Raw genomic sequence first — 19055 nt, 5'->3', positions numbered from 1 at the left:
TTCGTTCCGCTTTTGTCGAGTCAGCCGTCAAGGTAGGTAACAACGACTCATAAAGGACTACGTCTTCCATGCTGACCTCCTACAAACCCCTTGCGCTGGCGATTCACTTGATCGTTGCGTCGGCGGCTGGCGTGGCATACGCCGCCACTGCCCAGGCACAAACTGCAGCCGTACAGAGCTACGACATACCCGCAGGCCCGCTGAGCAACGCACTGAACCGCTTCGCGCAACAAGCCGGCGTGGCGATCATTTTTCAGTCGAGCAACCTGGAAGGCCTGTCGACTCCGGGCCTGCAGGGTGCCTACAACGAACATGACGGATTCGAAGCCTTGTTGCGGGGCAGCGGCTATACCATGGTCAAAGGCGCCAACGGCTACAGGCTCGACGCCCTGCCCGCGGCAGGCGGCGCACTGGAGTTGGGCGCCACCCAGGTCAGCGCCAACCAGCTCGGGACTATCACCGAAGGCACCGGTTCCTACACCCCCGGCTCCATCGCGACAGCAACACGCATGGTGCTGACGCCAAGGGAAACCCCCCAGTCCATTTCCGTGGTGACCCGCCAGGCCATGGACGATTTCGGCATGAACTCCATCGATGACGTGATGCGCCACACTCCCGGCATCACCGTGGCCACCTATGACAGTGATCGCACCAGCTATTACTCCCGTGGTTTTGCGATCAAGAACTTCCAGTACGACGGCATCCCCATCTTGCAGGACCCGCAGTACTCGGCCGGGCACACCCTGACTGACACCGCCATCTATGACCGGGTCGAAATCCTGAAAGGCGCAACCGGCCTGCTCACCGGCGCTGGCGGACCGGGCGGTACCATCAATATGGTGCGCAAAAAACCGACCCGCGAATTCAAGGCCCATATCGATGTGGGCGCAGGCTCCTGGGAAAACTACCGCTCCGAAATCGATGTCAGCGGGCCATTAACCGAGAGCGGCAATGTGCGTGGTCGGGCCGTGGCGGCTTACCAGGACAAGCACTCATTCATGGATCACTACAAGCGTGACAGCGAGGTTTACTACGGCATTCTTGAAGTGGATCTGAGCCCCGACACCCTGCTGACCCTGGGTGCCGATTATCAGGACAACAACCCCAAAGGTTCCAGCTGGTCAGGCAGCGCATCACTGTTCAATTCCAAAGGTGACCGGATCAGCACCCCGCGCTCATTCAACAATGGCGCCAAATGGAGCAGTTGGGAGCAATACACCCGCACGGTGTTCTCAACCCTGGAACACAACTTTGCCAACGGCTGGGTAGTCAAAGGCCAGTACAACCACCAGATCAACGGCTATAACGCCCCGCTGGGCGCCCTGCTTGACCCGGACGCCACTACCGGGCTGGCAAAAATGCTCGCCCGCAAATACACCGGCGAATACGTCAGCGACAGCGGTGACCTATTTGCCACCGGTCCGTTCAGCCTGCTGGGGCGCGAACATGAACTGGTCGTCGGTGGTTCGGTGTCCAAATCGCACTGGACTGGCAAGGACTATACCAATGCCAATATGGTCAACAACGCCTACGACTACTACAACTGGAAAGGCAACAGCCTTGAGCCGGACTGGGGCAATGTCACTTCATACAACGATGAAACAACACGCCAGACCGGTACCTACGTGACCGGCCGCTTCAGCCTGACCGACGACCTCAAACTGATGCTGGGCACCCGGGTGGCCAATTACACCCTGACCGGCACCAGCCAGGCCAAGGACACGGGCAAAGTGCTGCCCTACGCAGCCCTGATCTACGACATCAATGACAATATTTCGGCCTATACCAGCTACACAGAGATTTTCCTGCCGCAGTCGTATTACCGCGATCGCGACAACAAGATGCTTGAGCCGGATGAAGGCACCAACTACGAGCTGGGGCTGAAAGGCGAGTTCTTTGATGGCCGCCTGAATTCAAGCCTGGCCTACTTTGAAGTGCATCAGGACAACCGTCCTGAAGCAGACATGGCCTACAACGGCAATCCGACCAACCCGGACATCGACTACGCCTACAAGGGTATCAAGGCCACGACCAAGGGTTACGAAGCAGAGATCTCCGGTGAACTGATGCCAGGCTGGCAATTGCAGGCGGGGTACACCCACAAGGTCAGCCGTGACCAGAGCGGCACAAAGGTCTCGACCTGGGAACCGGAAGACCAGATCAACCTGTACACCAGCTACAAGCTGACCGGCGATCTGGACAAACTGACCCTGGGCGGCGGCGTTCGCTGGCAGAGCACCGGCTGGCAGATGCTGACCAATTGGAACAAGGGCGGCACCGTGGAAAAATTCTCCCAGGACCCATACTGGCTGGTTGATCTGATGGCGCGCTATCAGATTTCGAAAAACCTGTCGGCCACGGTCAATCTGAACAACGCATTCGACAAGTCGTATTACACCAATATCGGTTTTTATAACTCGTCGTACTACGGTGACCCTCGCAATGTGATGGTGACCACGCGCTGGGATTTCTAAACCCCACACACCACAAAACACCCGCGCACAAAAAAGCCTGCACTAAGCAGGCTTTTTTGTTGATCACAAGCGTTCAAGGGGCCTGTGTTCAGAATATGGCGCAGCGGACGGGACTCGAACCCGCGACCCCCGGCGTGACAGGCCGGTATTCTAACCGACTGAACTACCGCTGCGCGTAACATTGAAAGCAAGTGGTGGGTGATGACGGGATCGAACCGCCGACCCTCTGCTTGTAAGGCAGATGCTCTCCCAGCTGAGCTAATCACCCTTGTACTTCACTTTCGTTGCGGGGCGCATTCTCTCACACTATTTGCGTAAGTGGTTGTTTTATTTGAATTTTTTATCAATCAAAGAAAACATGCATACACAAAAAAGCCTGCACAAGGCAGGCTTTTTGTTGATCACAAGCGTTCAAGGGGCTTGTGTTCAGAATATGGCGCAGCGGACGGGACTCGAACCCGCGACCCCCGGCGTGACAGGCCGGTATTCTAACCGACTGAACTACCGCTGCGCGTAACATTGAAAGCAAGTGGTGGGTGATGACGGGATCGAACCGCCGACCCTCTGCTTGTAAGGCAGATGCTCTCCCAGCTGAGCTAATCACCCTTGTACTTCGCTTTCGTTGCGGGGCGCATTCTCTCACACTATTTGTGTAAGTGGTTGTTTTTATTTGGTTTTTTTCAAAACCTTGTAAAAACATCCGTTTCCATCGCCCTGCATCTTTGATTTCGCAGCGAACTGCCAAACCGAAGCCTTTCGGGTAAACCTGCATTTATCAGGCTTATCCCAACCACAAGCGTTCAAGGGGCTTATGGCAACAAAAATGGCGCAGCGGACGGGACTCGAACCCGCGACCCCCGGCGTGACAGGCCGGTATTCTAACCGACTGAACTACCGCTGCGCGTAACACTGTGAGCGAATGGTGGGTGATGACGGGATCGAACCGCCGACCCTCTGCTTGTAAGGCAGATGCTCTCCCAGCTGAGCTAATCACCCTTTCACTCTCGGTGTGGCGCGCATTCTACGGAGCGACTTATAGTCTGGCAAGTACTTTTTAAAATAATTTTCCCAAGCACTACAAAGGCTTAGCGCAGGGTTGGCCTATTAAGGTTATCAAGCGAATAATGCGTCTTTGTATATAGGAGTGATTCACCCCATGTGGTTCAAAAACCTGCTTATCTATCGCCTGACCCAAGATCTGCCATTTGATGCACAGGTGCTGGAAACTGCACTGGCCACCAAACTGGCCCGCCCGTGTTCAAGCCAGGAAGTAGCCACCTACGGTTTCGTTGCCCCGTTCGGCAAAGGCGAAGACGCCCCGCTGGTTCACGTCAGCCAGGACTTCCTGCTGATTGCCGCCCGCAAAGAAGAGCGCATCCTGCCGAGCAGCGTGGTGCGTGATGCATTAAAGGAGAAGGTCGAAGAGATCGAGGCCGAGCAAATGCGCAAGGTCTACAAAAAGGAACGCGATCAGCTCAAGGATGAAATCATCCAGGCGTTTCTGCCCCGCGCCTTTATCCGCCGCTCCGCCACCTTTGCCGCCATCGCGCCAAAACAGGGCCTGATCCTGGTCAACGCCTCCAGCCCGAAACGCGCCGAGGATTTACTGTCCACCCTGCGTGAAGTGATCGGCTCGCTGCCGGTTCGCCCACTGGCAGTCAAGGTTGCACCAAGTGCGGTGATGACGGAATGGGTCAAGACCCAGAAAGCCGCCGACAACTTCTTTGTCCTCGACGAATGCGAGCTGCGCGACACCCATGAAGATGGCGGCATCATCCGCTGCAAGCGCCAGGACCTGACCAGCGACGAAATCCAGCTGCACTTGAGCACTGGCAAAGTCGTAACCCAGCTGTCGCTGGCCTGGCAGGACAAACTGTCGTTCGTACTGGACGACAAACTGGTGGTCAAACGCCTGAAATTCGAAGACCTGCTGCAAGACCAGGCCGAACAGGACGGCGGTGATGACGATCTGGGCCAGCAGGACGCCAGCTTCACCCTGATGATGCTGACCTTCGGCGAGTTCTTGCCACAGCTGTTTGAAGCACTGGGCGGCGAAGAGATCCCACAGGGCATCTAAACACCCGCTGCAATCGTTTTTTTGTGGGAGCGAGCCTGCTCGCGAAAGTAGCGCCACGGCGCTCACGAGATCTTCGCGAGCAGGCTCGCTCCCACAATCATATCCACCAGAACAACCACAATAAGGACCACCATGCGCGCACTTGCTGCCTTAAGCCGCTTTGTCGGTAATACCTTTGCTTACTGGGTTCTGATTTTTGCCGTGCTGGCGTTTCTTGAGCCAGCCTGGTTTGTTGGCCTTAAAGGCTACATCGTGCCGCTGCTTGGCGTGGTGATGTTCGGCATGGGCCTGACCCTCAAACTCGATGACTTCGCCGAAGTCGCCCGTCACCCCTGGCGTGTGGCGCTGGGTGTGGTTGCACATTTCGTGATCATGCCCGGCGTGGCGTGGTTGCTTTGCCAGGTGTTCCACCTGCCACCGGAAATCGCCGTTGGGGTGATCCTGGTCGGTTGCTGCCCAAGCGGCACCTCGTCCAATGTCATGACCTGGCTGGCCCGGGGCGATCTGGCGCTGTCGGTGGCGATTGCCGCCGTAACCACCCTCCTCGCCCCCTTGTTGACCCCGGCCCTGATCTGGCTGCTGGCGTCGGCCTGGCTGCCGGTTTCGTTTATGGAGCTGTTCTGGTCGATCCTGCAGGTTGTGCTGCTACCGATTGTGCTCGGCGTACTGGCCCAGCGCCTGCTTGGCGCACGGGTGCGCTTTGCCGTCGATGTGCTGCCGCTGGTGTCAGTGGTCAGCATCGTGATTATCGTCGCCGCCGTGGTGGCGGCCAGTCAGGCGCAAATCGCAAAGTCCGGCTTGCTGATTATGGCCGTGGTGATACTGCACAATAGTTTCGGCTATTTGCTCGGCTACTTTACCGGCCGTCTGTTCAAATTGCCCCTGGCCCAGCGTAAATCCCTGGCCCTGGAAGTCGGCATGCAGAACTCGGGGCTGGGCGCGGCTCTGGCCAGCGCCCACTTCTCGCCGTTGGCGGCCGTGCCCAGTGCGCTGTTCAGCGTTTGGCACAATATTTCGGGAGCGCTGCTGTCGACCTATTTCCGGCGCATGAGCGAAAAAGAAGATCGCCTGGCAGCAGCCAAGGCTGCTATTGAGTGAAAAATCGGGGTTGCCTGCGGGAATAATCATGTGCAATATACTGCGCACTGCGAGGACGACCTCGCGACTCATCGAGTGATTATTCCGGGGACGACCCCATCAGTTGATGGAGAAGACCATGTCCTGGATCATTCTGTTTTTCGCCGGCCTGTTTGAAGTTGGCTGGGCTGTAGGCCTTAAGTACACCGACGGTTTCAGCCGCCCGTTGCCGACGGCCCTGACTGTAGGCGCCATGATCATCAGCCTTGGCTTGCTGGGCCTGGCCATGAAAGAACTGCCGCTGGGCACTGCCTACGCCATCTGGACGGGCGTTGGCGCGGTGGGCACGGTGATTGCCGGGATCATCCTGTTTGGTGAATCCATGGCATTGTTCCGGCTGGCCAGTGTTGCCCTGATCATTGCCGGCCTGGTGGGCCTTAAAGTCAGCACATAGCACGAAAAACTGTGGGAGCGGGCTTGCTCGCGATTGGGCCGACCTGGTATTCAAGTCCCCCTTCGCGAGCAGGCTCGCTCCCACAGTGTTTTTGATTTACTGCACAGCCCCGCGCAACGCCATCACCCGCTCACGCAACAGCTTTTGCGTAGCCTCATCAGCCGCTATCGGCGCACCGGCAACCAGCGTCACCCGCGACCATAGGCGATGGAAAAAGCCCTTGTGCGGATCGCGACTGAAAAAACTGCCCCACAGCCCCTGCAACGCCATCGGAATCACCGGCACCGGCGTGCGCTCCAGAATCCGCATCACCCCCGCCTTGAACTCGTCGATCTGTCCGTCCGTGGTGAGCTTGCCCTCAGGGAAGATGCACACCAGTTCGCCGTCAGCCAGATAGCGGGCAATCCTGTCGAATGCCTGATCATGGATTGCTTCATCTTCCCCCCGACCGGCAATGGGAATGGTCCCCGCAGTACGAAAGATAAAGTTCAGAACCGGCAAATCGTAAATTTTGTAATACATGACAAAGCGAATCGGACGACGTACCGCGCCGCCTATCAATAATGCATCGACATATGACACATGGTTGCACACCAACAACGCCGCACCCTCATCCGGGATCAGCTCCAGGTGCTTGTGCTGCACGCGGTACATGGAATGGCCCAGCAGCCAGATCAAGAAGCGCATGCTGAATTCAGGCACGATTTTGAAGATGTAGGCGTTGACCGCAATATTCATCAACGACACCACCAGAAACAACTCGGGGATCGTCAGCCCGGCCACGCTGAGCAACAGGATGGTGACCAGTGCCGACACCACCATGAACAGCGCATTGAGGATATTGTTGGCCGCGATCACCCGCGCCCGCTCGCTCTCCGAGGTGCGCGACTGGATCAGCGCATACAACGGCACTATATAGAAGCCGCCAAACACGCCGAGCCCAAGAATATCCAGCAGCACCCACCAGGCCTGGCTGAAACCCAGCACGCCCAGCCAGTCGTTGGCCTGGATGTTTTGCGGCATCAGCCCCGAATGCCACCACAGCAACAGGCCAAATACGGTCAAGCCAAACGAACCAAAGGGCACCAGCCCAATTTCGACCTTGCGCCCCGACAGTTTCTCGCACAACAACGACCCCAGTGCGATACCCACTGAAAACACTGTAAGGATCAACGTCACAACGGTCTCGTCGCCAGACAGCCAGTCCTTGGCGTAGGCCGGGATCTGCGTCAGGTAGATCGCACCAACAAACCAGAACCACGAATTGCCCACCACGGAACGGGATACCGCAGGCGTCTGATTCAGACCCAGGCGCAGAGTGGCCCAGGATTCGCTGAAAATATTCCAGTTCAGCCGCAACTGCGGCGTATCTGCCGGCGCAGACGGAATGGCGCGACTGGCCAGGTACCCCAGCACTGCGACCGCGATAATCACCAGCGAAACGATAACCGTGTAATTGCCGGAGGACAGCATGATCCCGGCGCCAATGGTGCCCGCCAGAATCGCCAGAAAAGTGCCCATTTCCACCAGGCCATTACCACCCACCAGCTCTTCTGGCCGCAGGGTCTGCGGCAGTATCGAGTACTTGACCGGGCCGAACAGCGCCGAATGGGTGCCCATCGCGAACAATGCGACCAGCATCAATGCCAGGTGGTCGAATGCAAAGCCAATGGCTGCAACCACCATGATGGCGATTTCGCCCAGCTTAATCAGACGAATCAGACGGTCCTTGGCGTACTTTTCACCAAACTGACCGGCCAGGGCCGAGAACAGGAAAAAAGGCACGATAAACAGCAACGCGCACAGATTGACCCAGATACCCCGGTCACCTTCGATATTGAGCTTATAAAGGATGGCCAGAATCAGCGATTGCTTGAACAGGTTGTCATTGAGCGCGCCCAGGGCCTGGGTCACGAAAAAAGGCAGGAAGCGGCGCTTGCCTAGCAAGCTGAATTGCGAGGGGTGACTCATCATCCATGTACTCACGTTGCGCTGAAGGGCTTTCTCTTTGGAGGGCCGTTGTAACACTCAGGGCACAACCTTGCTCGGGTTCTGTGCAAAGGCGCACAGAACCCGAGGGTACGTTTTACTTCTTCAACCCGGCAATGCAGGGCGAGACAAACAACTCGCCGCGATAAGCCCCTTGCACGGTGCGCTTGCCGACCAACAGCCACATCAGCGCCAGTGCCAGCACCAGGATGCAACCGGCTACATCAAAGAAGCTCAGGTGCAGCATGCTGCCCAGGCGCAGGGTGGCCAGCGAGTACACCCCCAGCGGGAAGGTGAAGCCCCACCAGCCCAGGTTGAACGGGATGCCCGAGCGGAAGTAGCGAATAGTGATCAATGCCGCCATCACAATCCACCACAAGCCCACACCCCACAGAATCACCCCGCTGATCAGGCCCAGACCTTCGACAATCTCACCGATTCGTGCCAGGCCATTGGCCGCAAAAATTTCCGGGGCATCGGCACCCAGCAACAGCAGGCCCAGTGCACCCGTACCGATAGGGCCTAACGCCAGCCAGCTGGATGCAGCCATGCTCTCGTGGGGCAGTTTATGCAGCGCCATGCGCAGGATCAAAATGGTCAGGATGCTGAATGCCACCGGCACCGAAAACGCCCACAGTACATAGCTGGTAATCAGCACATGAAACTGCGTGACGGTATCGCTCAGATACGGTGCCAAGAGACCGCCACTGGCTGCCGCAACCTCAGCGGCCACCACCGGCAGCAGCCAGACAGCAGTCATCTGGTCGATGCTGTGATCCTGACGGGTAAACATCAGGTAGGGGATCAGCACGCCACAGCCCAGCGCCATGGCCACATCGATCCACCACAGCACTTCGGCCACCTGCACCATGCCGTCACCCCAGCGCGGCACGCCGAACACCAGAAAACCGTTGATGATGGTGGCCAGGCCCATGGGGATGGTGCCAAAGAACATCGACACTGTGGAGTGCCCGAAAATGCGCTGCGCCTCGTCGAAATACAACATCCAGCGCGCGCCATAAAGCACGCTGAATAGAATAAACAGACCGATATTGAACAACCACAACCCTTCGGCAAAGGCATGTACACCGGGAATATGCACCGGTAATTGAGCCAGGGCCAAGGCCAAAACCCCCGTACCCATGGTCGCGGCAAACCAGTTCGGGGTGAACTGGCGGATCACTTCGCGAGGGTGCTGCAAGTGGCTAAATGGCCGAAAAGCGGCTTTGGCTTTGTTTGGGCAAGTCATGGGTTCCTCCTGAGCCTCGTTTGAGGTGCAATTAGAGTAGAACCAAATCGAATATCTATATAACGGGTAATTTCTCTAACTGTTATCTACTACACCTATATAAGATCATATCGACCAACTTCAAACCCTGCGACACCAGGCCGCGCTCAGACCATGGTCGACACTGACGCGCTCCGAACATCATGCGAGACTAGCTGTCTCAAGCGGGATTGCTTGCGGCCTTATACCTTCAGGAGCGTCCATGTCGTTGTCCAGCGGGCTGATTGCCGCCGTTGCCCTGGCCTATATGGCCATTATGTTTGCCATTGCCTTTTATGGTGACCGGCGCAGCAAACCACTGCCGCCGCGGGTTCGCGCGTGGGTGTATAGCCTGTCGCTGGCGGTGTACTGCACCAGCTGGACGTTCTTCGGCGCCGTTGGTCAGGCCGCCGAACAACTCTGGGCATTCCTGCCGATTTACCTGGGGCCGGTACTGCTGCTGGTATGCGCGCCCTGGGTGCTGCAAAAGATGGTGATGATCAGCAAACAGGAGAACATCACCTCGATTGCCGACTTTATTGCCGCCCGCTACGGCAAGTCCCAGTCATTGGCCATTGTGGTGGCATTGATCTGCTTGGTGGGCGTACTGCCCTATATCGCCCTGCAGCTCAAAGGCATTGTGCTGGGGGTCAACCTGCTGATCGGCGCCGGCGCCGATGCAACCGGCTCGAGGGTCGAGGACACGGCGCTGATCGTGACCCTGGTGCTGGCGCTGTTCACCATCCTCTTCGGTACCCGCAACCTCGATGCCACCGAGCACCACCGCGGCATGGTGCTGGCGATTGCCTTTGAGTCGCTGGTCAAGCTGTTCGCCTTTCTCGCCGTCGGCGCCTTCGTAACCTATGGGCTGTATGACGGCTTCGACGATCTGTTCAATCAAGCCATGCTCGCACCGCGGCTTGAGGAGTACTGGAAAGAAACCGTCAATTGGCCCTCGATGATCGTCCAGACTGGCGTGGCCATGATGGCGATTATCTGCCTGCCCCGTCAGTTCCACGTTACCGTGGTTGAAAACATCGAACCCCAGGACTTGCAACTGGCCAAATGGGTGTTCCCGGCCTATCTGATTCTGGCCGGGCTGTTTGTAGTGCCCATCGCCCTGGCCGGGCAAATGTTGCTGCCAAGCTCGGTATTACCGGATTCATTCGTGATCAGCCTGCCCCTGGCCCAGGCCCACCCGGCGCTGGCCTTGCTGGCTTTTATCGGCGGTGCATCGGCGGCCACCGGCATGGTCATCGTGGCCAGCGTGGCGCTGTCGACCATGGTTTCCAACGACATGCTGCTGCCATGGCTGTTGCGCCACAAAAACGCCGAGCGCCCGTTCGAGGTGTTCCGCCACTGGATGCTTTCGGTGCGGCGCGTGTCGATTGTGGTGATTCTGCTGCTGGCCTATGTCAGCTACCGCCTGCTGGGCTCGACCGCCAGCCTGGCCACCATTGGCCAGATTGCCTTCGCTGCCGTCACCCAACTGGCGCCGGCCATGCTCGGCGCCCTGTACTGGAAGCAGGCCAACCGCCGGGGGGTTTTCGCCGGACTGGCGACGGGCACCTTTATCTGGTTTTACACCCTGGTACTGCCGATCATCGCCCACAGCTTTGGCTGGCACCTGAGCCACTTCCCTGGGCTGGCGTGGCTGCACAGTAACCCGCTGGGCCTTTCGATCACCCCGCTGACACAGGGTGTAGTGCTGTCACTGGCAGGCAACTTCACCCTGTTTGCCTGGGTTTCGGTGCTGTCGCGAACCCGCGTGTCAGAACACTGGCAGGCCGGACGTTTTATCGGCCAGGAGCTGAGCAGCCACCCCAGCGGTCGTTCGATGCTGTCGGTACAGATCAATGACCTGCTGGCCCTCGCCGCACGCTTTGTCGGCGAAGAACGCGCGCACCAGAGCTTTATTCGCTTCGCCTACCGTCAGGGCAAGGGCTTTAACCCTAACCAGAACGCCAATGGCGAATGGATCGCCCACACCGAACGGCTACTGGCCGGTGTGCTCGGCGCGTCCTCTACCCGTGCGGTAGTAAAAGCGGCGATTGAAGGCCGGGAAATGCAGCTGGAAGACGTGGTGCGGATTGCCGACGAAGCGTCCGAAGTACTGCAGTTCAACCGCGCCTTGCTCCAGGGCGCCATTGAAAACATCACCCAGGGCATCAGCGTGGTCGACCAGTCACTTAAGCTGGTGGCCTGGAACCGACGTTATCTGGAATTGTTCGACTACCCGGAGGGGTTGATCAGCGTGGGGCGCCCGATTGCTGACATTATCCGCCACAACGCTGAACGCGGCCTGTGCGGCCCCGGCGAAGCCGAAGTGCATGTGGCCCGGCGCCTGCACTGGATGCGCCAGGGTCGGGCGCATACCTCCGAGCGCCTGTTCCCCAATGGCCGCGTCATCGAGCTGATCGGCAATCCGATGCCCGGCGGCGGTTTCGTCATGAGCTTCACCGACATCACCGCGTTCCGCGAAGCTGAACAGGCCCTGACCGAAGCCAATGAAGGCCTGGAGCAACGTGTTGCCGAGCGCACCTTTGAACTGTCGCAGTTGAATCAGGCGTTAACCGAAGCCAAAGGCGTGGCTGAAACAGCCAGCCAGTCGAAAACCCGTTTTCTGGCAGCAGTCAGCCATGACCTGATGCAGCCCATGAACGCGGCACGCCTGTTCTCGTCTGCTCTTTCTCATCAAGAGGAAGGCTTGAGCGCCGAAGCCCGCAAGCTGGTGCAGCATCTGGACAGCTCACTGCGTTCGGCTGAAGACCTGATCAGCGACCTGCTGGATATTTCCCGCCTGGAAAACGGCAAGATCACGCCCGACATCAAGCCTTTTGCCATAAATGACCTGTTCGAAACCCTGGGCAATGAGTTCACTGCACAGGCCCAGGAACAGGGCCTGAGCTTCCGGGTTCACGGTAGCCGCGTGCGGGTCAACAGTGATATCAAACTGCTGCGCCGGATCCTGCAAAATTTCCTCACCAATGCCTTCCGCTACGCCAAGGGCCCGGTATTGCTGGGCGTACGCCGACGCGGCAGTGAGCTATGCCTTGAGGTGTGGGACCGTGGCCCGGGCATCCCGGAAGACAAACTGCAGGTCATTTTTGAAGAATTCAAACGCCTCGACAGCCACCAGACCCGCGCCGAAAAAGGCCTGGGCCTGGGCCTGGCCATCGCCGACGGCTTGTGCCACGTACTTGGGCACAGCCTGCAAGTGCGCTCATGGCCCGGCTTTGGCAGCGTATTCAGCGTGCGCGTGCCGATGGCAAAGAGCCAGGCCGCACCGCAGCCGGTGGTCGCCGAGCAGAATGGCCAACCGCTAACAGGCGCCCGAGTGCTGTGTATCGACAATGAAGACAGCATCCTGATCGGCATGCAAAGCCTGCTGACACGCTGGGGCTGCCAGGTCTGGACAGCGCGCAACCGCGAAGAATGCGCGGCGTTGCTCAATGAAGGCGTGCGGCCGCAGTTGGTACTGGTTGATTACCATCTGGATGATGGCGAGGTCGGGACAGAGCTGATGCGCTGGCTAAGAGCCCAGTTGGGCGAGCCTGTACCGGGCGTGGTCATCAGCGCCGATGGCCGCCCCGAGATGATCGCCGAGGTGCATGCGGCCGGTCTTGAGTATCTGCCCAAGCCGGTCAAGCCCGCCGTGCTGCGGGCGCTGCTGAGCAGGCATGTGCCGCTCTAGCTGAGCGCCCTTGTGGGAGCGGGCTTGCTCGCGATAGTGCCAACTCGGTTTACTTGCAGAGCCTGGTTGATGCCATCGCAGCAAGCCCGCCCCCACAAAGCCTTGCACACCGCTTATTCCGCCGGGTGGGCGACACCCTCTTCGTCGGTCATGGCCCGCTCCAGCAGGTCGGCTGGCAGGCTCTTGCTGGCCCGGGCCCCCAGCAGCTTGAGCTGTTCGCTGCGGCTGACCAGATTGCCGCGGCCTTCCGTCAGCTTATTACGAGCTGAGCTGTAGGCCTTGTCCAGCTGCTGCAGGCGATTGCCCACTTCATCCAGATCCTGAATAAACAAAACAAACTTGTCGTACAGCCAACCGGCACGCTCGGCAATTTCGCGGGCGTTCTGGCCTTGGCGCTCCTGTTTCCAGAGGCTGTCGATTACCCGCAAGGTGGCCAGCAGCGTGGTTGGGCTGACGATCACGATATGACGATCAAATGCTTCCTGAAACAAGTTGGGCTCGGCCTGCAACGCCGCCGAAAAAGCCGCTTCGATGGGCACGAACAACAACACGAAATCCAGGCTGTGCAACCCCTCCAGACGCTTGTAGTCCTTGCTGGCCAACCCTTTCACATGATTGCGCAGCGATAGCACATGCTGCTTGAGCGCCGCCTGCCCGATCACGTCGTCGTCAGCCCCCACATATTGCTGATAAGCCGTCAGGCTGACCTTGGAGTCGACCACCACCTGCTTGTCACCGGGCAACATGATCAATACGTCTGGCTGGAAACGCTCTCCGTCCGGCCCCTTGAGGCTGACCTGAGTCTGGTACTCGCGGCCCTTCTCAAGCCCCGCGTGCTCCAGCACCCGCTCCAGAATCAACTCACCCCAGTTACCCTGGGTCTTCTGGCCTTTGAGGGCGCGAGTCAGGTTGGTCGCCTCATCGCTCAGGCGCAAATTCAACTGTTGCAGGCGCTCCAGTTCTTTGCCGAGGGAAAAGCGCTCCCGCGATTCCTGCTGATAGCTTTCTTCGACGCGCTTTTCAAACGACTGAATGCGTTCTTTAAGCGGATCGAGCAACTGCCCGAGGCGCTCATTGCTGGTTTCGGCGAAACGCTGCTCGCGCTCATCAAAGATCTTGCCCGCCAGCTCGGCAAACTGGGCCCGCAGCTCGTCCCGGGAACCCTGCAGGTCGTTCAGTCGTTGCTGATGGCTGTCTTGCTGTTCACGCAACTCTGCAGCCAGCCCAGACGCATGGGCATCCAGGCGCCGCAGTTCGACTTCTTTCTGGTTGCGCTCCAGGTTCCAGGCATGGGCGGCGTCGCGCCCATTGTCGCGCTCCACCTGCAAGAGCTCTACTTCGCGGCTCAATGCTGCCAGCTCGGCCTGCTTGGCGGCATTGGCCTGACCCAGGTCACTGACCTCGTCGCGACAGGCATCCAGCTGGGCGCCCAGACCTTCCTGGGCCAACTGCGCCGTATTCAAACGCTCGTTGAGCAACGCCAGCTCAGCGGGATGGCTGCCGAGTTTGCGTTGCAACTGCCAGATTAACGCCAGCAACGGCACGCCCGCTGCTGCCAGGCCAAGCAACAGGCTGCTTAGATCCAGGGCCATAAACCCTCCGCACGAGGTAAAAGAACAAGGTTAACCAACAGGCCGCGCCGAAGACAGCTCAGTCTTGGGTCTTGTTCAATTCCTGCTGGGCCAGACGATCACCGGCGCGAGCGGCCTGACGCAACAGTTCGTGGCCAATGCGCTGATCGCGGGCGCTGCCGCATTCACGGCACATCAACTGGCCCAAACGGCTTTGCGCCAGCACCACGCCCTGGCGGGCAGGTTGCTTGAGCAAATGACCGGCAACGTGTTTGACGCTGGGGCTGGCGCTCAGGCGCGGGTTATCCAGCAGCCAGATCGCGACCCGCAAAGAAAAGCGTTTGGGTGCTTCAGTGGATGTATTGGGACGAGCAACAGAGGAAGTAGCGGTGCGGAACTTCATACGACACTGTAGGGCAGAACAGAAGGCGCGCCACTCTACTCCTTTTTTCGTCCGGGTAAAGCCCAAAAAAGTCGATACCCTTGATCTAGAGCAAGCGCTTTGGACAATCCACAGATCCTGTGGATAAGTCAGTGGACAACCTTGCTTTAACCCCCGCAAACGCCCACCCCGCGCGGCCTCAGGTCAAACTGTCGATTTTTTCACCAATTAAAAAAAACGATGTTTTTCATTGACTTAAATTTACAAGGCAGGCTAGCAAGAGCAAAACACGGGTATCTGCGCTGATTTTGCCACCAGCACTGTTAATGTGCACAAGCTCACATTCAGAGCAAAAAATCGGGCCTTTACCGGGCACGGCTTGCACGCTGACGCACCGCTGCGGCGCTTCATTCAAGGGGCTTGTTGCCGACAGAACACACACACCGCGCTACTGGCGAAACCGCTGAAATGTACTAGTCAGCGCCACACGCCAACCTGAGGTTGCGGCATGGCCACATAAAGTATTTTTGCTAGCATACTTGCGTTTAAAAATTCAACCCGTTAGTATCCGCAGCGTTAGTACCAAGCTGAAAGTCAATTCGGGCCGAACAAATCCCTCCAGCACCTCGCAAAAAGCGAACGTAAGCTGAACAAACGGGATCGACCCCCTCGATGGTTTCCAGGTAAATCTTGCGACGATACGGCCTCTGCACAAACGCACAGGGTATCGCGAAGTTCTTTTACTCTGACCGAACCAACCTGCAAATTGATCAGGATCTTCACCCGGAGCACGGAACCTTAGCTCCTGTTGTGACTGCCTGCCCTCCTAAGTACCTACCTGCCAGCCCAAGCGCCACATACTTAATGCGCTCCAACTGGCGGCTTTGTTCCAGTCAGGTTCTTCGTCCAGCCAAAGAATGGCTCGACGTCACTGGAACGTTTTAACGCAGCACGGATCAGATTCCGTGTCATTTGTAGGAACACCTAATAACTATGTCTACTCAAATCCATACTCAGGATGCCATTCGCACCCTAACCAACGCCTTTGCCCCAATGAACTGCCTGATTATGGCCGCTCGCAAAGGATGCTTCAGTTTCACCCTGGTCAACGAACACGGTATTGCCCGTCACAGCGAACGCCTGTACCCCGACCAGTATTCCAGCGCAGAACCTCTGCAAGCTGTGATCGAGCGTACCCGTCAGGCCCTGATTGCCTGACAGCTTGAGCGCTACACATCAAGCCCTGCCTGATTAGCAGGGCTTTTTATTGCCTGCACTTTAAGAAATATCCGGCATTGTTTAATTACTTGCGGATATATAGCCCGCTGACCGAAGCTTTAAATGTTTTAAAAACATAACTTTACAGCGAGAATCTGACACTACACTTCAACTCAAGCGGCATGATCCGCTTCCAGCGACCCCTTCCGATCCACTGCTGCCAAGCGCATGGGCCTCGCTGGTCATTTTCAGGCCTCGAGGACTTTATGGGTATCGCTGCCAGAGAGTTGAGCCATTACGTGATCCGGCCAACGCTTCTGTATCTGGGGCAAGACAACCCGGATGCAGAAGCTTTGTTGCTAGGTATTGCGGTCAGCCAGTCGCACCTGGGCTCGGCCCTGCACGATCGCCACGGTCACGGCCTTTATTGCATACGTGAGATACGCCATGCGGACCTGTGGGACCAATACCTGGCCCACGACCCGGATCTGGCGAGCCTGGTTCGCGGGCTGGCCAGTCAGCATGCGTTTTTGTGCAGCCCTCATATCGAGCTCACGGTTAATTTGCGCTACGCCACCGCCATTGCCTGGCTGTTGATAGAGCAACACAAAGTCGTTGTCCCCGCGGCTGACGATTTATTGGGCATGGCAAGGATCTGGCGCCAAGCCTTTGAACCACATGGACGTTTGCGCGATTTTGCCCACGCCTGGCACAGCTGCGTCTCACCTCTCAACCAGATTGCTTGAGATTCCCACCTACTATAACAACGTGTAAATGATTTAAAACCGGTCGGATTGTCCTACAAAACATCGCTATCTTCTTCGATTTAGCCTATAGCGCAACCACAAAAATGTTGGTAGTTTTCGTCCGGTGATCATAAGGAGTTCTAATAATGAAAAAAGTAATGCTCAAGACCACACTTGGCCTCGCCGTCACTTTGGCTTCCAGCCAGATTTTCGCTAGCGGCTTCGCACTCAACGAACAAAGCGTCAGCGGTATGGGGACCGGCTTCGCAGGTCGTTCATCTTCTGCCGACGATGCAAGTACCGTTTTCGGTAACCCTGCCGGTATGTCCCGCCTCAGCGGCCAGCAAGTAACAGGCGGTATCGCTGTTATTGATGCTTCGACCGATATCAAGGATGCCCGTGGCAGCATCTCGGGTACCAATAAAGGCGACATGGTTCCATTTACTGCCGTCCCTATGGGCTTTTACACCAACAAGCTCAATGACGAGTGGGCCGTAGGCTTCGGTGTTTATGCTCCGTTCGGCCTTGTGACCGACTACGAAAGCAGCTTCCAGGGCCGCGGCTTCGGCAGCAAAAGCGAAGTAAAAGTTGTAACCCTGCAACCTACCGTCAGCTATGCATTCAACGACAAGGTATCGATCGGCTTTGGCCCGACCATTAACCGCATCGCCGGTACACTCGAGTCCGAAGTCAGACTGACCCCGAACCCACTGGCCGGGGCAGGCGACAGCAATGTAAAAATCAAGGGCGACGATACCGCTCTGGGCTTTAACGTTGGTGTATTGGTACAGGCTACCGATACCACTCGCGTTGGTTTGACTTACCACTCCAAGGTTAAATACAAGCTCGAAGGCCACACTAACGTCACGGCCAGCAGCGACCCGTTCACGGCTGCCCGCCTGAAAAGCAACCGTTATGACGCCTCGCTGAAAATCGACACCCCTGAATCCTGGGACCTGTCGGTTACACAAGAAATCAATGACGCGTGGAAGGTTTATGCAGGTACTACCTGGACTCGCTGGAGCCGCCTGAAAGACATCACCGTAGAGAACGAAGGCGTAACTGCCGCTGCCGGCGGCGCCGCATCGCCCGCACTGTTCAGCACCATCAAGGAAGAGCAGAACTGGCACGATACCTGGGCATACGCCATCGGTACTTCGTACCAGTTGAACAAGCAGTGGGTACTGCGTACCGGTCTGACCTGGGACCAGTCGCCTACCAACAATGAAAATCGCTCGCCACGTATCCCTACCGGCGACCGTACAATTTTCAGCTTGGGTGCCGGTTATGCCGTCAATGACAACCTGAACATTGACGTGGCTTATTCCTACCTCAAGGAAGAGTCCGTCAAGGTTGATGACGCCAAACCTCAGATCGGTAGTTACTACAGCTCCAAATATGAAAACAGTGCTAACGGTTTTGCTGTAGGTGCAACCTACAAGTTCTGATTCTCCGCGAGGGTAATCCCCTCGCCAGCTGAATCAAAAAAATCCCCGCTCTCGTTACCGAGGCGGGGATTTTTAATGGCTTCGATTCAAGGCCTTGAAGCAATGGCCTTGTCGATGGCCTCGATCAATTCAGGACTGTCGGGCTTGGTTAAACTGGAGAAGCTGGCAATCACATTGCCCTGGCGATCCACCACATACTTGTAGAAGTTCCACTTCGGCGCGTTACTCTGCTCGGCCAGTACCTTGAACAGGTGCGCGGCATCAGGCCCGCGCACATGCTGAGGATCGATCATGGTAAAGGTCACGCCGTAATTGACGTAGCAGACCTTTGCCGTCTCCTCACCATCCTTGGCCTCTTGCTTGAAGTCGTCTGAAGGCACGCCGATCAGCTCCAGCCCCTGGCCCTTGTAGCGCTGGTTCAACGCCTCAAGCCCCTTGAACTGCGGAGCAAATCCGCAAAAACTCGCGGTATTGACGATCAACAGCGGTTTACCGGCAAAGCGCTGGCACAGATCAATCGATTCCTTGGCCCGCAACTTGGGCAACGAGCCCTCCAGTAAAGGCGGGCAATCCGCCGCCCAGACCGAACCGGCGCAGGCCAACAGCAATACAGGCATCGCAATCCAGCGCTTAAGCATCATCGGTGTCCTTGAGAAAG

At 57.5% G+C, this 19055-nt stretch carries 13 protein-coding genes and 6 tRNA genes; 8 read left to right on the top strand and 11 right to left on the bottom strand.

The features are described from left to right. The first annotated feature begins 68 nt into the window (after positions 1-68). Complete coding sequence (locus V6L81_RS09545; protein ID WP_301448457.1) at positions 69-2474, top strand: TonB-dependent siderophore receptor; 2406 nt, start codon at positions 69-71, stop codon at positions 2472-2474. 96 nt (positions 2475-2570) lie between these two features. Here V6L81_RS09545 and V6L81_RS09540 read toward each other — a convergent pair. The 6 genes from V6L81_RS09540 to V6L81_RS09515 form a co-directional block, all read right to left on the bottom strand. After that, a tRNA-Asp gene (locus V6L81_RS09540) sits at positions 2571-2647 on the bottom strand. Between the two features lie 19 nt (positions 2648-2666). Continuing rightward, a tRNA-Val gene (locus V6L81_RS09535) sits at positions 2667-2742 on the bottom strand. Positions 2743-2908: 166 nt separating this feature from the next. After that, a tRNA-Asp gene (locus V6L81_RS09530) sits at positions 2909-2985 on the bottom strand. 19 nt (positions 2986-3004) lie between these two features. Continuing rightward, a tRNA-Val gene (locus V6L81_RS09525) sits at positions 3005-3080 on the bottom strand. A 218-nt stretch (positions 3081-3298) separates the two neighbouring features. Continuing rightward, positions 3299-3375 (bottom strand) — tRNA-Asp (locus tag V6L81_RS09520). 19 nt (positions 3376-3394) lie between these two features. After that, positions 3395-3470: transfer RNA gene (locus V6L81_RS09515), tRNA-Val, on the bottom strand. A gap of 160 nt (positions 3471-3630) precedes the next feature. Here V6L81_RS09515 and rdgC point away from each other — a divergent pair. The 3 genes from rdgC (at position 3631) to sugE (ending at position 6082) form a co-directional block, all read left to right on the top strand. Further along, entirely contained in the window at positions 3631-4551 is a 921-nt protein-coding gene (gene rdgC / locus V6L81_RS09510; RefSeq protein WP_088379231.1) for a recombination-associated protein RdgC, read from the top strand. 132 nt (positions 4552-4683) lie between these two features. Further along, on the top strand, positions 4684-5649 hold the full coding sequence (locus V6L81_RS09505; protein ID WP_095003104.1) for a bile acid:sodium symporter family protein: 966 nt from the start codon (positions 4684-4686) through the stop codon (positions 5647-5649). 118 nt (positions 5650-5767) lie between these two features. After that, a complete protein-coding gene (gene sugE, locus V6L81_RS09500) occupies positions 5768-6082 on the top strand; it encodes a quaternary ammonium compound efflux SMR transporter SugE (protein WP_095003103.1) in 315 nt (104 codons plus the stop codon). Positions 6083-6178: 96 nt separating this feature from the next. On the opposite strand, the gene V6L81_RS09495 is transcribed toward sugE, so the two are convergent. After that, entirely contained in the window at positions 6179-8053 is a 1875-nt protein-coding gene (locus tag V6L81_RS09495; RefSeq protein WP_095039251.1) for an MFS transporter, read from the bottom strand. A gap of 115 nt (positions 8054-8168) precedes the next feature. Continuing rightward, a complete protein-coding gene (locus V6L81_RS09490) occupies positions 8169-9320 on the bottom strand; it encodes a TDT family transporter (RefSeq protein WP_095003101.1) in 1152 nt (383 codons plus the stop codon). Positions 9321-9561: 241 nt separating this feature from the next. Here V6L81_RS09490 and V6L81_RS09485 point away from each other — a divergent pair, with 241 nt between their 5' ends. Next, positions 9562-13032 carry a PAS domain-containing hybrid sensor histidine kinase/response regulator gene (locus V6L81_RS09485; RefSeq protein ID WP_095003100.1) on the top strand — a complete coding sequence of 1157 codons (3471 nt, stop codon included), beginning with the start codon at positions 9562-9564 and terminating at the stop codon, positions 13030-13032. A 113-nt stretch (positions 13033-13145) separates the two neighbouring features. Here the strand turns inward: V6L81_RS09485 and rmuC are convergent, their stop codons facing one another. Together rmuC and V6L81_RS09475 are read right to left on the bottom strand one after the other, a co-directional pair. Continuing rightward, entirely contained in the window at positions 13146-14510 is a 1365-nt protein-coding gene (rmuC, locus tag V6L81_RS09480) for a DNA recombination protein RmuC (RefSeq protein WP_165446514.1), read from the bottom strand. 172 nt (positions 14511-14682) lie between these two features. Next, positions 14683-15006: a hypothetical protein gene (locus V6L81_RS09475; protein WP_095003098.1), complete on the bottom strand. Its 324-nt coding sequence runs from the start codon at positions 15004-15006 to the stop codon at positions 14683-14685. Between the two features lie 972 nt (positions 15007-15978). Between V6L81_RS09475 and V6L81_RS09470 the strand changes: the two genes are divergently transcribed. From V6L81_RS09470 to V6L81_RS09460, 3 genes are all read left to right on the top strand, one after another. Beyond that, complete coding sequence (locus tag V6L81_RS09470; protein ID WP_019407963.1) at positions 15979-16203, top strand: hypothetical protein; 225 nt, start codon at positions 15979-15981, stop codon at positions 16201-16203. 266 nt (positions 16204-16469) lie between these two features. Next, positions 16470-16949 carry a hypothetical protein gene (locus V6L81_RS09465; protein WP_338660635.1) on the top strand — a complete coding sequence of 160 codons (480 nt, stop codon included), beginning with the start codon at positions 16470-16472 and terminating at the stop codon, positions 16947-16949. Between the two features lie 146 nt (positions 16950-17095). Further along, positions 17096-18397, top strand: a complete 1302-nt coding sequence (locus tag V6L81_RS09460; protein ID WP_095003096.1) for an OmpP1/FadL family transporter — start codon at positions 17096-17098, stop codon at positions 18395-18397. A gap of 86 nt (positions 18398-18483) precedes the next feature. Here the strand turns inward: V6L81_RS09460 and V6L81_RS09455 are convergent, their stop codons facing one another. Continuing rightward, complete coding sequence (locus tag V6L81_RS09455) at positions 18484-19035, bottom strand: glutathione peroxidase (protein ID WP_165446506.1); 552 nt, start codon at positions 19033-19035, stop codon at positions 18484-18486. Positions 19036-19055 lie beyond the last annotated feature (20 nt).

Origin of the sequence: Pseudomonas bubulae (genome assembly GCF_037023725.1) — a bacterium.
Lineage (GTDB): Bacteria > Pseudomonadota > Gammaproteobacteria > Pseudomonadales > Pseudomonadaceae > Aquipseudomonas > Aquipseudomonas bubulae.
The sequence above is the reverse complement of the archived record's forward strand: the minus strand, read 5'-3'. Positions and strand labels throughout refer to the sequence as shown.